The 15,474-nt window shown below is 56.9% G+C and carries 8 protein-coding genes; 4 read left to right on the forward strand and 4 right to left on the reverse strand.

Annotation, left to right across the window (positions count from 1 at the left end):
• The first annotated feature begins 14 nt into the window (after positions 1-14).
• The 4 genes from LEPTO7104_RS0129700 (at position 15) to LEPTO7104_RS0129715 (ending at position 5,161) form a co-directional block, all read left to right on the forward strand.
• Entirely contained in the window at positions 15-560 is a 546-nt protein-coding gene (locus tag LEPTO7104_RS0129700) for a hypothetical protein (RefSeq protein WP_155523996.1), read from the forward strand.
• Positions 561-1,046: 486 nt separating this feature from the next.
• The gene (locus tag LEPTO7104_RS0129705; RefSeq protein WP_017302216.1) at positions 1,047-1,409 is read left to right on the forward strand and encodes a TSUP family transporter; all 363 of its coding nucleotides are present in this window, start codon (positions 1,047-1,049) and stop codon (positions 1,407-1,409) included.
• Positions 1,410-1,822: 413 nt separating this feature from the next.
• A complete protein-coding gene (locus LEPTO7104_RS36120) occupies positions 1,823-2,800 on the forward strand; it encodes a trypsin-like serine peptidase (RefSeq protein WP_071527436.1) in 978 nt (325 codons plus the stop codon).
• Positions 2,801-2,836: 36 nt separating this feature from the next.
• Complete coding sequence (locus LEPTO7104_RS0129715) at positions 2,837-5,161, forward strand: caspase family protein (protein WP_017302218.1); 2,325 nt, start codon at positions 2,837-2,839, stop codon at positions 5,159-5,161.
• A 356-nt stretch (positions 5,162-5,517) separates the two neighbouring features.
• Here LEPTO7104_RS0129715 and LEPTO7104_RS36125 read toward each other — a convergent pair whose 3' ends face one another.
• The 4 genes from LEPTO7104_RS36125 to LEPTO7104_RS0129735 all read right to left on the reverse strand — a co-directional run bounded on the left by LEPTO7104_RS36125 (position 5,518) and on the right by LEPTO7104_RS0129735 (position 15,433).
• A complete protein-coding gene (locus LEPTO7104_RS36125) occupies positions 5,518-8,085 on the reverse strand; it encodes a CHAT domain-containing tetratricopeptide repeat protein (protein ID WP_196358204.1) in 2,568 nt (855 codons plus the stop codon).
• A gap of 372 nt (positions 8,086-8,457) precedes the next feature.
• A complete protein-coding gene (locus tag LEPTO7104_RS36130) occupies positions 8,458-12,099 on the reverse strand; it encodes a tetratricopeptide repeat protein (protein WP_083887215.1) in 3,642 nt (1,213 codons plus the stop codon).
• A gap of 252 nt (positions 12,100-12,351) precedes the next feature.
• Positions 12,352-13,053 (reverse strand): hypothetical protein, encoded by a 702-nt coding sequence (locus LEPTO7104_RS0129730; protein ID WP_017302221.1) that lies wholly within the window; start codon positions 13,051-13,053, stop codon positions 12,352-12,354.
• Positions 13,040-15,433, reverse strand: a complete 2,394-nt coding sequence (locus LEPTO7104_RS0129735; protein WP_017302222.1) for a CHASE2 domain-containing protein — start codon at positions 15,431-15,433, stop codon at positions 13,040-13,042. Before LEPTO7104_RS0129735 ends, LEPTO7104_RS0129730 begins: the two co-directional genes overlap by 14 nt.
• Positions 15,434-15,474: the final 41 nt, after the last annotated feature.

A 15,474-nucleotide genomic window follows, 5' to 3' on the forward strand; every position in this document is an offset into this window, starting at 1 on the left:
CTAGGAGAAGCTGCATGAACCCTAAGTTTCTGGCTGCGATCGCAACCGGTTCAATGCTTTTAATGATCGGATGTAGTGCTCCTGCCAACCTTCAAGGAAAAGCTGCGTCAGCCCACAACAAAATGGCGAGTCAACCCGGCTCAGCGACCCATGACACCGCAAAATCCATGGCCAAACCTCTCGCCGCTGAAAAGCCTGAAACCGTCAATACCATTGACGTTCAACTTTCAAATAGCAAACTCATGCTAGACCACGACAGGGTCGATGCTGGCCTGATCAGCCTGGATATTCGCAACAGCAGTGGCGGGCCGCTAGACGTGGTTCTACTAAAAACCGATCTGCCGACCAACCAAATTCCGATCAAAGAGGGAAAGGTAGATACAGCTAATGCAGCGGTCAAACAGGTGGGCCAGCTAATAAACAGTCCTATGCCAGCAAACGGCAACGAAGCGATCATTCACACGTTAGAGCCAGGCAATTACGTTTTAATGGCCTATCAACCTGGAAAAGCCGATAGGGCTATGACTCACACAATTATCGTTCAGGCCGCTGGCATTTAATTCCCTCCAGCCTGGTCGACTGACACAACTTTGAAAAGTTTGAAAAGCAGTTATATCCCGCAGGTTGAGTGGCGCAGCAGCAGAATCCAGACGCCCCCAAGATAGTCGGCGTTTGTTGACAACGCCGAGAGCACCAGCTTCGAGATATTGTCAATATCCTGCGATCGCTCTCCCACGGGCAGGTGAGATGGGCTATCTAGTTACAATCGTCAGGCAGTGAAAGGCTTCCAACGAAGTCACTACTGCCTCCAAATGGCATCATTTGCCATCAGAACCGGAGCGCTCTGATCAACAACTCATCTATCTGGGTACAGATCGCAACTCAGTGCTGTCGCCAAGACTACAATCTTAGCGGCAGCATTTTCTGTGTTTGGCTGTTTGGGGTAGAGTGAGTGCAGACTGAGGCGTTAATCATTCAGCAGCCTGTTAGTCTGTGGGCTAATTAGCCATGCTCTTTGGTAACAGTTTGAGATTTTAGGAATACCCATGAACACCATACTGCTCTACATAGCACTCGGTCTTTTGGCAGGATTTATCAGTGGTTTAATTGGCATTGGTGGTGGAGTCATTATTGTGCCCACGCTGGTCTTTTTGTTTGGATTGTCTCAGCATGAAGCCCAGGGAACTACGCTGGCCCTCCTGGTTCCCCCCATTGGGCTATTGGGCACTTGGGCCTATTATAAAGAAGGCTATGTAGACGTAAAGATTGCGGCCTTTATTTGCCTGGGGTTTTTATTTGGTAGTCTGGGCGGTGCAAAACTTGCGGCCCATATGTCAAGCATAGTTTTGGAAAGAATATTTGGTGGGGCCATGCTGATGATTGCGCTAAAGATGATGTGGGGGCGGTAGGGGGTAAAATTCAGCGCTGTTGACTGGGGGTATTTGGCCAAGCTTGATTTCATGGCTTCACTCCTTCAGACCCTCAATTTTTTTGACTCTAGGCCATCAGCAACTCTATTGCGGTGGCCGCAAGAACAAGTTTGGATGTGGCTGCCTTAAATAAAATTTGTCGATGTCAGCCAGGCTCTAGAAAACTTGCAGCGCAATCTGCGGTTCTCATCGGCGTTCACGGAGATCCTATTCGCAATCTGCCGCATCTCTCGGATGCCGCCAAGTCATGTTCTTAAATATTTTGGGCTTCAGTCACGCGAATGGGTTCCCCTTTGACCTGTCCTTGAATTCTCCACTGAGTCTGGCTGAATGAGTTCCCTGGTGTCAGATATAGGTCATGGTGTTGTCGCCTTCAGGTCTTTATCGTTGCCATGAAACCTTCTAGTTCTCCACTCCAGGCCCGGGTGGCCCTGGCAGGCTCCGGGGTGGCTCTGCTCGCCCTGGGCACAATGGCTAATCTGTCGGCTCAGGCCCAGTCCATCGTCGCCCAATCCCTAAGTCAGGTGCAGCAAACCGCCGCTGCAAAAGTCGTTGCCTTTGGCCTGACCCCCAATCCCCGGCCCATTGTCCCCGAGGGGCTAAGCCAGTCGCGCAATCCTGCTGAGGGCAGTCGGGGCACCATTGGCCTCAGCGACGATCGGGTAGCCATGACGAGTACCAGCTATCCCTGGTCTGCCATTGGCCGCTTGCAAAGCCCCGAGGGCGACAGCACCATCTCCATCTGCACCGGTAGCCTGGTGGCGCCAGACGTGGTGTTGACCAATGCCCACTGTGTAATCGATGCCGAAACTCATCGGGTCAAAGCCGATATAACTTTCGAACCCAACCTGATCAACGGTCGCGTCAGCGATGATGCCGACGTAGCTGCGGTGGTCGACGTGCTCTACGGCACCGATTTCAGCAATAGCGATGCCGCTCTTCAGCCCAACGACTGGGCCTTCGTCAGGCTCGATCGCCCCTTGGGCAACAAGTACGGCACCCTGGCCTGGACTCAATTGCCGGTGGCAGAGCTGCTGGACAATTATCAGGGGCAGATCATTTTGGCGGGCTACTCCGGCGACTTTCCTGAAAATGCTCCGGCCGAAACGGCGGGGGTCCACGACGGTTGCAGTATTCTCGGCGAAGCCCAGGGCAACTTGATTCACGACTGCGACACCTATGGCGGCTCCTCGGGTGGGCCAATGCTGGCGGTTATTAACGGGGAGTTTCGCATTGTCGCCCTCAATGTAGCCGAGCGGTTTGAAGAGGGCACTGTGGTCAGCACCGGGGCTACCGTGCGCGCTGGTATCGTCAACTATGGGGTCAAAATTGACCCGATTGTTAGCTTTATTCGACAGTCCTCAAACTGAGATTTGATGGAGTAGGAGCCGCTCACTGTACCCACTATGAAACGTCGCCATTTCTTGCAGCTTTCTGCCTCGGCCCTGTCTGCCATAGGTCTCAGTCAGACTAACTTTTTGCGGCAGGCAAACCGCTACGGCAAGGCCCTGGCCCAGGGTACGCCTCGCAAGCTAGCGCTGCTGGTCGGCATCAACCAGTATCCTGACGACTATGTCGCTGACCTGTCTGGGTGCCTCAACGACATCGAGATGCAGTACCAGCTACTGGTCAATCGCTTTGGGTTTGACCCCAAAGATGTGCTCAGGGTGACGGATGACTCAGACCTGATACCGACTCGCGCCAACATTTTGCAGGCCTTTGAGGAGCACTTGATTCGGCAGGCCAAACCCGGCGATGTCGTGGTGTTTCACTATTCGGGGCACGGGTCTTTGGTCACAGACCCCAACCCCATTCGGGTGGCGCAGTGCGGTCAAGACTATGAGGCTGGGCTCAACGGTACCCTTGTGCCCCGAGATATTGAACTTGGTACTGACAAGGCTTCTAATATTATCGTCCCAGACATTATGGGGCGCAGCCTGTATTTGCTGACGGAGCGCATCAACACCGACAATATTACGCTTGTGCTCGACAGCTGTTTCTCGGGGGCGGGCACTCGCGGGAATGCCCGAGTGCGCTCGGCCACCAGCTCGCGGCAGTCAGGTAGAGGCGGCATTAGCCTGGTGCCCAGCGCTGAGGAACTGGAAAATCAGCGGCGCTGGATGCAGGAGCTGAAGCTAGATGAGGCAGAGTTTCAGCGGCGGCGATCGCAGGGTATTGCCAAAGGGGTGGCCCTGGGCTCTGCCAGCTGCGATCAAAAGGCCTACGAGCTGCCCTATGACGACAATCAAGTGGCCGGAACCTTTACCTACCTCTTGACTAGCTATCTGTGGCAGCTTCCGGCAGCAGCAGCAGCCAGCAGCGTCAAGATCGATCTAATTCGCAGTACGCGGGCGGCGGTGGCGCGAAACCGCCGCGAAGAACAGGTGCCCATTTTTGAAGAGGCTGCCAACACCCATAACCTGGCCCAGCCGTTTTACTTCCTAGACGCAATGACGCCCTTTGCCGACGCCGTAGTGAACCGCGTAACGGGCGACCAGGTAGAGCTTTGGCTGGGGGGAGTTGCTTACCAAAACCTAGAAACCGTCCGACCGGGCACGGTTTATACCCTGGTGGCCCCCCATACGGGGCCAGGCGAAATTGTGGTCGAACGGCGCAGCGGGCTGTTGGCCTATGGCAAAGTTTCTAGCCCGTCAGCCACGGCGATCGCACCGGGAATGCTGCTGAGGGAAAAACTGCTCGCCATTCCCACCCCGACTCTGCGCATTGGGGTAGACCCGACCCTGGCGGCGGAGCAGGCCACGGCGGAAACCGCCCTGGAAACCGTGCTGCAACCTGCGGGGGGCGGCCAGACGCAGCGCCTGATCACCATACTGCCGGTGGATCAGCAGTCAAACCTGGAGTTTGTGCTGGCCCGCACCACCGAGGAGATTCTTAGCCAGCTGCGATCGCCTGCGCCGATGGTGGCGCTGCCGCCCCTCGGGGCGATCGCCCTCTTTTCAGACGATCTGACCAGTTTTTTGCCCAACACGGCTGGGCCAGTCAATGAGTCGGGGGCAGCGGCGGTCAACCGTTTGGAGCAGCAGCTGAGACGCCTGCTCGTGATTCGCACCCTGCAAAGCCTGACCGGGATAGCGTCTGACCTGCGGGTCAGCGGCGAAATTTTTACCACTAGCGGGCGGGGGCCAGTGGCGGCTCTAGTCAGCCGGGGCAGCCAAATGGAGCGATCGCAGCCCCAGGCGGCCACTAGCTACGCCTACCAGGCAGATGAGGTGTTTCAGATCACCATTCAAAATGCCGAGCCCAATGGAGTCTACCTCAGTGCGCTGGCCATTGACAGCGCCGGAAAAATCATTGTGCTGCACCCGGCCCGGTTTGACTCCCCCGATGAGGCGGCGCTAGTAGCAGGCAAAGGCAGCCTCACCGTGCCCCGCCCAGAGGACCACATTCGGCTGCGGTTTGCCGATGTCGGTCTGCTTGAGATCATTACCATCGTGAGCCAGAGCCCCCTGCGGAGGTTGCTGCAAGCCCTAAAGGCGATCGCCGAAGACCCTAGCCGAGGTGTGCGGGGGCCAGTGGGGTTTGATGAGGGCAATCCGCTGGAGCTGATTAGTCACCTGCTGGGCGATATCGATAGCCTGTCGCGGAGCCGTGGTGCGACAGGCGAGGCGGTTGGGGTTAGCCAGAGCGATGCAGCGGTGGATGCGGGCGCGATCGCGGCCTTCTCAACCATTGTTGAAATTGTCCCCAACCCCAGCGCTGGTGCGGGCTAGCGCCCTAGAGGCTGTCCATCAATTAATCGCCAATGGCCTAAGAATCAGCAGTTACAGCTCCTAGCCTGTTTTTTGGGGTTGGGCGTGGCAATACCTATGGGATAAGGATTTTAGTCAAAATTGATGACACGCCCAAGGCTAGGGTTTCATTGCAGCATCACGGGCGATCGCAGTTCAAATTCCCTAGAAGGCACAAGCCGCCTTGAGGTTATCGTAGCTGTCTCGACCAGTCGCCTTTCCAACAGGCATTGTCTCAGCTCCAGCCTGCTGCATCTGGTAACTGACTACATCGGCATTTATATCTGGAGGCAACAGGCTTTTCACTCGGCGTTCAGGTGGCCGATGAGGCGCGATCGCTACTCAGCCGCACCTATCAGCGTAAACGCAGCCCAGTTCCGAGGGTCGGGATACTGCCGCATCGTGGTTAACATCCCCTGTCGCAGAGCTTGGGCGTTGTCCTGCCCCTGGTCGAGTTGACGGTAAAATTCGGTCATCAAGGCCTGGGTCGAGGCGTCGTTGACAGACCATAAGGACACCACCACACTCGGCACCCCCGCTGTAATCAGCGATCGCGATAGCCCCACCACGCCATCGCTCGTGATCCGCCCTCGCCCGGTATCACAGGCACTCAGTACCGCCAGTTTGGCCTGCAATGGTAGCGACAGAATTTCAGCCGAAGTCAGCAGCCCATCTTCTCCCCCGCTAGGAGCTAGAGCGATCGCTCCTGGCAGGTCGAGGCTGCCGTAGGCTTGGGGATCACCGTAGTCGAGCAGACCGTGGGTGGCTAGGTGGATCAGTTGGGCCGAGGTGATTTGCTGCTTGACGCGGGCTTCGCTAGCCTGATCGCCCACCAGTACGGGGGCATGCAGAAACTGGCCGATGGCTTCGGCTTCAGCCTTGGCACCAGGCAAGTCTGGAAGTTGCGTTTGAGTAAAGCTGCCATGACTGTCGGGTATCTCCACCGTAGGCATGGTCGGATCCCCCACAATCAGATCTTGCCCAGCACTCAGGGTTAGCGGCGATCGCGAGGCTGCCGCCTGACTCGCCAAGCCAAAGACCTGAATTGAGGGGGCCGTCAAAATCGTATGGTTCTGGATCAGGTAGGTGCCGTCTGGGGCTTGCAGGGCGGCAAAGGGTACCAGAAACAGGTTGCCCTGGGGAATAAAGGCTACTCTGGCAGCAGGGTCGGTCGGGAGTAAATCTGCGATCGGGGCAATCAGCGTTTGATATAAAGCTTTGAGCTGGTCGGGGCGATTAGTCGATTCGATAGCGATCGTCGCTCTGAGGTCAGAGACCAGAGTTGTCAGCTCTGAGTTGTCCGGGCGACCCCGGTAGAGCGGGCCATCGCTGAGTGCGACGATTGGGTTGATGGAAACATCGGGGTTATCAGCGTCCTTGAAGTTGACAACGCGAAACTGGATGTCGCCAGAGGGGGATACCACCCAGATATATAGCGCCTGGTCAGAGAACAGTGAGTAGGTGACCAGGGTGGTGTGAGTATCGCAGGCAATCTGCTGGATTTCACTAACACCAGGAGGATGGGCCAGCGTTTTCGCCAATTGCGTAGCCTGGGGGTCTCCAGCAGTAATACGCTTAGCGAGTTGCCAGACAAAAGCGCGGGCACGGCCTCGTTCGGAAGTAGCGAGGGACTCATTGGTTTTGCCTTGGGCCATTAAGGCGCTTTGCAGTTCGGCATAGGCAGTTGCTTGAGTGTCAGCGATGGAAATGAGCTGATTATCAGGCAAATCGGTGCGGAGAGACTCATAGACATTAATAGACTGGCGCAGCAACGATTCTGCTTGAGAAAACTGCCCTATTTTGCCGAGGGCAACACCTTGATTTTCGAGATCGGTGGCCTGCCCCTGGAGATCACCGATCTCGCGGTCAATCGCTAAGGCTTGCTGATAGAAGTCAATGGCCTGCCCATACCGACCCTGAGAATCGTAGGCAAGGCCCAGGTTGCCCAAGTCAGCTGCTTCGCCTTGGCGGTAGCTGATCTCGCGGTCAATTGCCAATGCCTGCTGATGGAAGTCAATGGCCTGCTTATACTGACCCAGAGAACTATAGGCAAGGCCCAGATCTCCCAGGGAGTTGGCTTCGCCTTGCCGGTCGCCGAGTTCCTGGTCAATCGTTAAAGCTTGCTGAAGGAAGTCAATGGCCTGCTCATACCGACCCAGGGAATAATATGCAACGCCCAGGTTGCCCAGAGAATCGGCTTCGCCCTGACGGTCGCCAATTTCGCGATGGATGGTTAACGCTTGCTGGTGGGAGTTAATAGCCGGATTATACTGACCCAGGGAAACGTAGGTATTGCCGAGGGTACTTAAATCAGATGCTTCGCCCCGGCGGTCGCCGATCTTATGCTCAATCGCTAAGGCTTGTTGCAGGAGATTAATGCCCCGCTCATACTGTCCCAGAGAACGATAGGCAAGGCCCAGGTTCCCCAGGGAATTGGCTTCGCCCCGCTGATCGCCGATCTTGTGCTCAATCGCTAAGGCTTGCTGAAGAAAGTCAATGCCCTGCTCATACTGCCCCAGAGAACCATAGGCAAGACCCAGATTACCTAAGGAATTGGCCTCTCCCTGGCGGTCGCCGATCTTGCGGGCAATCGCTAAAGCTTGCTGAAGAAAGTCAATACCCCGCTCATATTGATCCAGGGAATTATAGAGAAGGCCCAGGTTGCCCAAATCAGCTTCTTCCCCCTGGCTATCGCCGAGATCACGGGCAATCGCTAAAGCTTGTTGAAGGAAGTCAATACTACGCTCATACTGCCCCAGGGAATTATAGAGAAGGCCCAGATTGCCCAAATCAGCTTCTTCCCCCTGGTGATCGCCAAGCTGCCGATAGGTTTCCAAAGCCTGCTCCCAAGACTGTAATGCCTCCTGAAACTGGCTGTACTGGTATTGCTCAAGGCCTTGCTGCAACAACTGATCTGCTTCGACTTTACGGTCGGTTGCGCTATCATTCTGGGCCAGCATCACCGGGGTTGATGATTGGGGGAGAAATCGAGGTACTTGCGAGACTCCTGAAGCCTGATTCTCCGGCTGGGGGAGGAACTGAATGTCTTTTGAAAAACCCGGTTTTTGAGCAAATGGCACCATCAGAGCCGCAAGCACAGCGAGGCTGAATAGCTTTGTAGAGTAGCCCATGGAAGGTTCGCCCAAATTTCGAGGTGACATCAGCATATAGGTCTGGGGGAGAAAGACTTATTCGCCCATGGGCAAACCTCTGCGGATTTTTCCCATTGGGAGATGCCGCTCAGCCCACGAAGGCATTGGGATGCCCATTGAACAACCTTACAATCCATTGCCAATCAGGATGAACGGTGCCCAGTAGTAAGGATGACTCAGGCGGCCTTGCAGCGCCATGGGCGTTTCGGTATTTTCGACCACAACGGTGCCGCGATCGCCGCCGCCAATACCCATGTCGTCGGCAATCAGGGCCTGCTGGGCAGCTTGCAGCGCCGCAGTTTTGGTCATGCCCTGCTGGAGAGCGGTGTAGAAGGCGGTCATCAATACCTGGGTGCTGTTGTCATTGACCTCCCAGAGGGAGGCAATAACGGCTTTTGCGCCTCGGGCCTGGAACTGGTAGCCCAATCCCAAGATCTGTTCACCGTTGTTGTCGAAGCCGCCCAACCCCGTATCACAAGCGCTGAGCACAACTAAATCCACATTGGACAGATACCAGATTTCGATATCCTTCAGGGTGGGAGCGTCGCCATTGCCGAAGAGAATAAATGACTGGCTAGGATCGCCGGGGAGAAAGGCCGCATGGGTGGCAAAATGCAGAATGTTGAATCGCCCGACGTCGGCCACCACCTCCCGGAGGCTGAACGCCCGATCGATGAGAGTCGTGGTGCTGGGCAGGGCAGTTCTAACCTGGAGCACTTCCTCCCCCGCAAAGGGTAACCCCGAAAAAGTCATGCCGTCTATTGAATAGGAAATAGCGCGATCGGCAAAGGCTCCGGCTAAAACGTGGGGTTGTGGCTGAGGTTGGGCGGTGAGTTCTTGCAGAGAGCGGGCCGTAATATTGTTGATCCGAAACCGCTGCGCTAGCCACTGGTCGCCATCGTAAAGTGCCCCCAGGGGAATGTAGCGCAGCGCCCCATCGGGGGAGTAAATCAGGGTGTCTACGCCGGCAGCGGCCAGGTCAGCTTCGAGGGGTTGGATCAACCACTGGTAGAGCTGCTGAGCCGGGGTTTTCGCATCAGAGCGAGGGTTTTCTAAGGCCTGGCGAAACTCGGTAATGGTGGCGTTGAGCTGGCTGCGCCCCACCCCTTCGACAGTGCGTCGCAGGGGCTCGGTGTTGGCCGTGGTAATTACCAGCTCAATGCGGTCGTCTAGAATGAGCGGGTAGATTAAGGCGGCATGGAGATCGGCCAGGTTGTTGCGCAATCCGGAGAGATCTTCTAGGTCAACGGTTTGCCGCAGCGTTTGGCGGTCAAGCTGATTGAGCAGATGCTCAACATCGTCGCTGGTGGCAAAGGCGTTGAACTGACCGGCCAGGTCACTCTGTAGGGCGGCTAATTGCAGGCGACGCTGCTCTTCGTCAGGAGTAATTTGGCCCGCGTTCTTTTTGGCGTTGAGTTCGGCCAGTTCAGCGCCCAGGGCAATGGCGCTGTCTTGTAGCGACTGATAGCGATCGAGAATGTCCTGCTCCGGTCGCCAGTATTCAACCCCACTGGCGGTTTGGGCATTGCCGCGCACGTCTTGCAGGTAGTCGTCGAGTTCCTGAACTTTGAGCAGGTCGAGCACGCGCTGGGCTTCGAGCACGCGATCGCGTTGCAGCAGCAGGTCGGCCAGGTTGCGGTAGGTCTTCGCAATGGAGTTGGTGTAGGAGGTCTGGAGGTCGGTATCGAGACCGCGAATGCTGCCGCGAATGGCTTCGAAGGCGTTGACAGATTGTTTATAGAAGACAATGGCCAGCTCGGGTTGGTTTTGAGACGCAAGGACGCCGCCAATATTGCTGAGGGAGGTGGCCGCCGTGGCGCGATCGCCGATAGCTTGCAGAATCACCAAAGCCTGTTGGTAATAGCTCAGTGCTTCCGAATATTGGCCTAGATTGTTGTAGGCCCAGCCAATATTGTTTAGCGAAATCCCTTCACCGTTGCGATCGCCAATATCTCGACGAATGGCCAGCGCCTGTTGGTAATAGTTCAGCGCCTCTGCGTGCTGCTCTAACCTGCCGTAAATAAAACCAATATTATTTAGCGTAGTAGATTCGCCGCTGCGATCGCCTATTTTTTGCTGAATCGCTAGCGCCTGTTGGTAATAGTCCAGCGCCTTTGGGTAGTCGCCTAAACTGTCATAGATGCCGCCAATATTGTTCAGCGAGATCGCTTCACCACTTTGGTCACTTATTTCTTGGCTAATCGCCAGGGACTGCTGATAATAGTCCAGCGCCTTTGGGTAGTCGCCTAAGCGATCATAGATATAGCCAACATTATTTAGCGAGTTGCTTTCACCTCTGCGATCGCCAATCTCTTGACGAATCGCCAGCGACCGTTGGTAATAGTCCAAGGCTTCTGAATATTGACCTGACCTATCGTAAATAATGCCAATATTACTTAGCGAGTCACCTTCGCCATTGCGATCGCCTATGTCTTGACGAATGGCCAGTGCCTGTTGGTAATAGTCCAGCGCCTTTGGATAGTCGCCTAACCGATCATAGACATTGCCAATGTTATTTAGCGAAACGGCTTCACCACTGCGGTTATTAACCTCTTGGAGAATTGCCAGCGACTGTTGGTAATACCTCAGGGCTTCGTCATACTGGCCTAAACTAATATAAACGAAGCCAATATTGTTGAATGAGCTAGCTTCAAGGCTACGATCATGAATAGATTGACTAATCGCCAGCGATCGCTGGTGATAGTCTAGGGCTTCGGGGTACTGACCTAAATCACCATAGGCGCTGCCAATGTTATTCAGCAAAGTGGCTTCGCCACGGCGATCGTCTAGCTCCTGGCGAATGGCCAACGACTGCTGATAATACTCCAGTGCATTCGAGTACTGACCTAAATCGCTATAGTTATTGCCAATATTGTTGAGCGATATGGCCTCACCACCGCGATCGGCGATCGCCCGGTAAATGGCTAAAGACTGCTCGTAATACTCCGATGCCTTTGCATGCTGCCCCAGGTCATTGTAAGCAGTGCCAATATTGTTGAGCGATGTGGCTTCGCCCCAGCGACTTTCCTCCGGAAACGCTTCGCGAACAGCCTCTTGCTGGTAGATGGCTAAAGACTGCTGAAAGCGATCCACTGCTTCTGGGTAATGGGCTGTATTCAGCAGCCGCAAGCCCTGGCTGTTTAAATCGTCTGCCCTGTACTTTTTTACCGCTGGGTCATCGGGCGAAGTTAAAACTACCCTCAGCCGGTAAGCACCCTGTTGGGTGTCATCATAGGCACCTGCCAATACTCGATACGTGCCAGCTTCAGGCAGCACAACTGCAACAGCAGAATTGCTGTTGCCATTGCCGATGTCGTCATTTTGGGCAAGGGCCTCTCCCTGGCTATTTATTAGCAGCAGGTAGGTATCAAACTCAGCGCTTTCCAGGGTAATAATGACCGCCTGCCCGGCGTTAACCTCAAAGGTGTAGGTGTCGTAGAAGCTGTTGTCCGCCGAAAAAGTTGAGTCCCCCGCTTCTAATACGCCCTCCACCTGTAGCAGCGGTTCAGCTTCACCATTGACTTGTTTAGTCTGCCGAGGTTGGATATCTATCGGCTTTACCCCAGGCCCAGCAGGAATCGCTTCAGGCGACAGCCACTTTTCTGGTTTCCCATCCACAGCCATATCGCGAGCCGCATTCTGATTGGCTGACCAGCGATCGGGCTGGCGGATTGCCCCAGGGGTTGCCGCAAGCCCAGGCAGCTGAATGGCGGGCACCATCAGCGCCGTGGCAACTGCCAAACCAAGCTGCTTCGCAGAGTAACGCATAGAAGGCTCACTCAATTTTGGGGTGACATCGGTATATAGGTCCGGGGGAGAAAGACTGATTCGCCCATGGGCGGAGGGTTTAGGCTGGCTGACTGACAAAACCCTTGCAACCCCTATGCTGCCGTAGGTTGGGTGAAGCGCCAGCGTAACCCAACAAAACCGTCACTGGTGTTGGGTTTTGCTTCGCTCAACACCAACCTACATCAGAACTTTTGTCAGTCAATCAGGGGTTTAGGTGGCTCTACCCAATGCCTAGGGTGATAACTCCTGGCTGCAAATGTCTTCTACGGCCGCCTCACGGGCGGCGATCAGGTTTTCAGAGGGCGACTCCACGGAGAACATCGCCTGAAAACTATCTGCAAGCAGGCCGTGGTCAAAGAAATAGTTTGCCCTTGCGGCAGCCCTATCGTCCTGGCTGGCTCCGTCGGCGGCTAGCTCGGCATCTAGCTGCTCTAGCTCGGTGGTGATGCGATCGCGCCCATCCCCGGCGGCCATCACCCGAAACGGAATATCGTGCTCAACCAATTCTCGCAGGCGGTTGCGCTGGTAAAAAATCCACTCGTAGGACTGCCCTGGCTCTAGGGGCGCGCCGCTGTAGATCACCTGCACGCCAGATTCATTCGGCCTGACCGGGGTGGGCTGGGGAGTATGTTCTGCGCCCAGGGGCTTCAGCACAAAGCTTTCTACCGGGCCTTTGACTACCGCCAGCGGCTGCACAGTCCACACCGTTTCGTCGGTGCCGGGGTTCACCAGGCAGAGCGACCCGCCATCCCGCGAGCCGCTGTCTCGCCCCCGGCCCTGGTGCCCGGCATCGCGGCCCAAGAACTCGCGAATGCGCTCATAGGCGCTGGCCCGCTGAGCCTGAGCCGCACTCATCCAGGGCCACGGCGGCCCGGCGGTAGCGGCGATCGCCACCGCCAGCGAGCCTGCCACCATCCAGCTAAATCGGTTCATAGGTCTTCTCCTTAAGTAAAGGTAATGCGTATAGCCAAACTGTCAGCGCAGGCCACAGCCAGGGCAGCATGACCGCAGCGCTGATGTAGAGCTGCAAACTGGTGAGGCCGTAGGCGATCGTAACGGCAGCCAGCAAAGCCCCAAACTTGAGCGGGTTTAGCCGGGGCCGCTGGGCCAAGTACAGGGCTAAGCCTTTGCCTGCCAGTGCCGCCACCAAAACCATCGCCAGGTCGGGGATGGGGATGACCAGACGGTGGGTCAGCCAGTGGTGCGTCGCGTAGGCGTGGGCTTCTCCGCCCGTAAAACTGGTGGCCTCCGGTTGCCAGTACCCCATGGCCGGGGGCTGGGGCAGGTTGTCATCGCCGTTTTGGGCAATCCCAGCGGCATCGTAGCCGCCGGGGGCAATGATGACCACGCGGTTCTTTAGCGGCTGGCGGCCCAGGGCGGCCTGGGGGGCCTCAAGCAGCTGCCAGGCGGGCACGGTCTGGTAGACCTGCTGGGGGGGAATTGAGAAATCCAGCAGGGGTTGCAGCCAGGTTTGCCCCAGGTAGCCAGACAGTTGGGCCAGGGGATGGGGGGTAACCCAGGACGGCAGGCCCAGGTCGTGGTCGCTGAGATAGAGCTGCACCTGGTTTTGAAGCGGTTCAGGGCGTTCCCCAGGGCGGGGAATGCCGGGGCTTTGGTCACCCGCTGGCTGGCTCAGCCGCTGGGCCGTGGCCAGTTGGTAGCTAAAGGGAGTGCCGTAGTTGATGGGGGGCTGCCGGGTGGGCAACCGCCAAAAAGGCAGCCAGGCATCCCCCTGCAATACCCAGTCAGGATTGGCGGCCTGCCCATAGATGTGGCTCCAGCTACCGTGGGGGTTTTTGCTGGTAATAAACACTGGCCAGGTCTGGTTTTGCGCCACGGCGCGGCGAACAGCCTGGTTTAGCGCCGGGTCGTTGGCGGGCTGAGGCAGGTCGAGCAGGTAGTCCACCCCGATGACGGTGGCCTGCTGCTCGACCAGGCGGTTGATCAGATCGGCGAGGAGGGCGCGGTTGATGGGTTTAAAGTCTGTGGCGCCCCAGCGGGAAAACGTGTCTGGATCGATCTGCACCAGCACCACCGGAGGCTGGGAGGGTTTCGCTATCTGCCCTGTACTGTCCCGATAGATGGCCTGGGCCAGCACCCGATGATCGATCAGCCAGTAGTGGACAGGGGGAATCAGGCTGAGCAGGGCGATCGCGCCTACGACCAGCGCCTCTCGCCGTCGGGGCCGCCACTGGCGTACGATCGCCCGCCATCCCACAGGCTGTACCTGGTAGGGCACCGAATCGGGATGGCGAAACAGCGAGGGGACTAAGTAGGCCGACGGATAGGTCAGGTTTTGCTCCAGTTTGAGAAACCGACAGGCTCCGATTAGGGCCTCCTGCACGTTTTGGTAGCGGGCCAGCCGCTGCAAGAGCTGGACCAAAAACATCTGGGCCACGTCGTTGTGAACGGGCTCGCGCATTACCGCCACCTGGCTCAGACCGAGGTTAATTAACCCACTGGCAATATCCAGACCGCTGCACGAGTTAAACAGCGCAAATTGCAGTCCGTGCTGCTGGGCCTGCTGTAGGTAGGGGCTGAGTTCTTTAATTGAGATGGCGTTGTTGGGGGCGATCGCGATCTGCCCCCCCACCAGGGCCGCTTCGTTGCTGTGCCCGGCAAAAAACAGCACGTCCCACCCCAGCGGATCGGCAATTTCCTGGCAAATGCGCCGCTTCAGGGCGACGGCTTCTTCCCCCGGCTGCCAGCCGACGTAGTGAATATCCAGCATGGCTTTTTGGCTATTTAGCGCGGTTCGCTCGCCGGTAAAGTTGAGCCCGGTCTCATCGCCCAAAATGGCCAGCACCCTGGCTTTGCCCCGCCGAAACGAGCGGCGGTCGGCGGTGGCCGCCCGGATGTGGGCGGGCGATCGCACAATCTGCATGTGTTGACCCACCTCCCAGGTCTCCCAGGGCAGCCGGGCGATGTCGAGGGATGAGCAGGTCAAAAACAGCTCGGTCTTGGTCTGCTCAGCGGAGAGCTGGGCCGGCTTTGAGGGTAGGGCCAACTCCTGGCGCAGGTCAAACAACGCGCCATGCTTCAGCCAGGTGTAAAACTCTGACAGCAGCCGGGCCTCGGCCAGCCCCAGCTCTCGGTGCCAGTCTACCTCTGGGGCGATCGCCTGCCCCACGGCGCCCACCCGCCCCCGCAGCGCCTGCTTGTAATAGCCCAGGTAAGCCCGCCGCCACGACTCGTACAGCATCGGCAGCGCCTGGGGAAATTTCAGGCTGGCGGTCAGCCGCTGCCCTTTGCCCCAGGTGAGATCAAACAGGCAACTCTGGTCAATTTTATGAATGCTGAGCCGGTAAGTCATGGCAGAAAGATAGAGCAAAGGTCTCAATGTCGGATGTTGGG

The sequence above is a fragment of the Nodosilinea nodulosa PCC 7104 genome, assembly GCF_000309385.1.
GTDB lineage: Bacteria > Cyanobacteriota > Cyanobacteriia > Phormidesmidales > Phormidesmidaceae > Nodosilinea > Nodosilinea nodulosa.